Below are 2915 nucleotides of genomic sequence, written 5' to 3'. Positions count from 1 at the left end.
GGAGAATTTGGAGAATTACAGACTAAAAATTTCATTCAAAGATATGAGGTTCAATTTCATCAGCCTAACACTACAAGTGGCTTTAGTGCTACTTTGTTTTACGATAAACAAAAAGATGAATTTATAGTAGGGTTTAGGGGAACTGAAACTGATAATTTTATTAGCTCGATTCAAGATATAGTTCAAGACATAACTCTATCCCTTAATGGCAATATCTAATCTTCTTTTCTTTTAGAATTTTTAGAACAAGTAAATAAAATAATCAAAAACAAACACAAAAGAATTATATTTGTAGGACATTCATTGGGTGGGTATTTAGCTCAAATGGCTTTGATATATTGCGATATTAAATATAAAGATAAACTATCTTTTAGCCCTAATGAAATTTATACCTTTAATGCCCCTAGTGTTTATGGTTGGAATTTTCCTAATATAGCTATCAACCCTAATACTATAAAAATTATGCAAGATCTTTTAGGAAAATACACTATAGATGTTTCAGAAAAAATCACTCATATTTATGATAATGGTAAAATTGAAATCATTGCTTCAGCTCAATATGGTGCAAGCAATGCTTTAGGTATATATACAGGGAAAAATGATCACTCTATAAAACCTCTTGTTAATACTCTCTATTTTATTCTTATCTTTTAGAATTAGATGCTAACTATAATAAGGTCAAAGATAAAAGCCTTAGTGAGTGTATAGAGTATCTTAATCATTTTATGAAAAATATTCAAATTTATACAGAAACTTTTGTGTTAAAAAATAATGCTATTAATAATAAAAATTTCGCTCTTAAAAATGGACCTCTTGGACTTTTTAGAAGTTCTCCAGAAAAAATCAATCATTTTGAATATTTTCTTTCATTAATAGCCACCATAATGCAAGAAACAAATGGTATTTTAGAAGAGCTTGGAGATAATTATTATGCAAGCTATAAAGCTCCTACCACTAGTCAAACAAAAATCATAGATTTTATTTTAAAAGTACATGAAAAAGAAAAATATATTTTAATTCTTGATAAAAATGATTTTAATAAATACAGAAAAGATTGTTCCTTTATTAATAATCAAGAAAACTTAGCTCATAAAATTGCCATTGGGGAATTTAGAATTTTCATTGTGGTTTATAAAGATATGAAATGTCTTGAAAATATTAATAATATAACAAAAATATATGGATATAATTCAAAAAGTTATAAAATAAAAGATCAAATTTGGGATGAGCAATATTTAGGTGGAGTTTGTAAAATATCACAAGCTTTTATTTTAATGGAAAAGCTAAAATAGGTATTATTTAGGAAAATTATGATAGGTAAAGACTTTTTATATTCTATTCATAAAGATAAAAAAAGTATTTATTTATTTTGTGAAAATAAAAGCATCATTGATTGTCAAAGTATTTATGATGAACTTTATAAATTAGAAGCAACGACAGATTTTACTTTTGAAGAACTTCAAAACTATCAAGCTTATATCTTCCTAAACTCCACTCTCCTTACAGGCTCAAATGAACTTCCTAACAATCCTTTTTACTTTGGAGAATTAGATCAAGATAATACTATAAAACAAGATACACCCAGTTATTATTTTTCTCCTAAAGATGAAAGCAGTGGTTTAGGAAGACTTAGTATCTTTTATAAAAATGATGAACTTTGCTTGCTTAATTATTCTATTATAGAAAATTCTTTAAATATTAAATTAGAATGTTTAAGCAAACAAAGCTTAGAGTATAAAGACTTAATTTCAAACACTTTAAAAGAACAAAAAACCACACAAGTAGATAAAAAACAAGCTATAGCTAAACTTCATGCTCTTTTAGAAAATCAAAACCTAGAATGTATCCATGGAGGTAAAGTCATACTTAAATCAAACAAAGGAAAAACTTTTAAAGATGATGGTGTGCCTATAATGCTAGAAAGTGATTTATTAAACTCTAGTATAGTAGCTTGTCCTAATACTATAGCAGGTGTAAGTGTTCCTTGTACTAAAGTTGTTAATGTAAAAGGATCCTTATCTCAAAAGAAAGTCAATAATGAATATGTAATCTTACAAGAACTCATCTCAGCTTGTAAAACAGATAAAGGCTTTGCTTTAAAAGTAAGCTTTACTCCTACTAAGTTTAAATTTGATCACAGCTTTGATCCTAAAGAGGGCTTAGGAGAACAAAGTAAAAATCAAATAGAGTTAAAAGAGCCTATAATAAGACTTCATTATAAAAGTGATAGATTTCAAAAAGATAATTTACCTATCTATAATCTTTTAATCAATAATGAAAAAAAAGAACAAGATAAGGCTTTAAATGAATTTAATATAGATTTAAAAGATTTAAAAGATATAGAGGATATAAATATTCTTAATCAATTCAAACAAGACTTTAGTAAAGATTATGAATTTAAAGAATTAAATCTTAGCTTTGATACTAATTTAATCAAACTTTATTTTATTATCCCAAAAAACATTGCTAAAGTTTATAAAAGTGCTTATAAGGAATTTGAAAATAAAGATTTAGGAGTAGGGTATTTTACACAGCTACATGAGTATGATAAAATCATCAAAAATTCCCTAGAAGACAATAAAAAATTAAACGAATATCATTTAACTTTTTTAGCTCCTGCAAAAATGCAAAATTTAAAACTTCAAATCGCACAAGGACTAGATGAAATCTTAGAAGATGAAGATAGAAAACAAGAGCTTTATGTTTGTAAGTTTGTGGTGGTAAATGGGGTTAGTGAAAACAAAATAAAAGCAAAAAATAAAGATGTAAATATAAATAATGGCACAAAATACACAAACACTACAAAAAGCAATAATATAAGTTCTAGTGAAAACAATGCTCAAGAAATCATCCCTGATAATGTTATAAGAATACAAACACAAGATGGCGGTGGGGAGTTTATTGAGATAGTATTT

At 26.2% G+C, this 2915-nt stretch carries 1 protein-coding gene and 1 pseudogene; both read left to right on the top strand.

The window, feature by feature from the left end; all coding sequences use genetic code 11:
• A pseudogene (locus tag AJN60_RS10140) lies at positions 1-1303 on the top strand (Mbeg1-like protein); the annotation flags it as partial.
• Between the two features lie 358 nt (positions 1304-1661).
• On the top strand, positions 1662-2915 hold a 1254-nt coding region (locus AJN60_RS04115), incomplete at its 3' end, for a hypothetical protein (RefSeq protein ID WP_180752975.1).

The sequence above is a fragment of the Campylobacter sp. BCW_4323 genome (assembly GCF_001763115.1).
Classification (GTDB): Bacteria; Campylobacterota; Campylobacteria; order Campylobacterales; family Campylobacteraceae; genus Campylobacter_D; species Campylobacter_D jejuni.
This window is presented reverse-complemented; position numbering and strand designations above follow the sequence as displayed.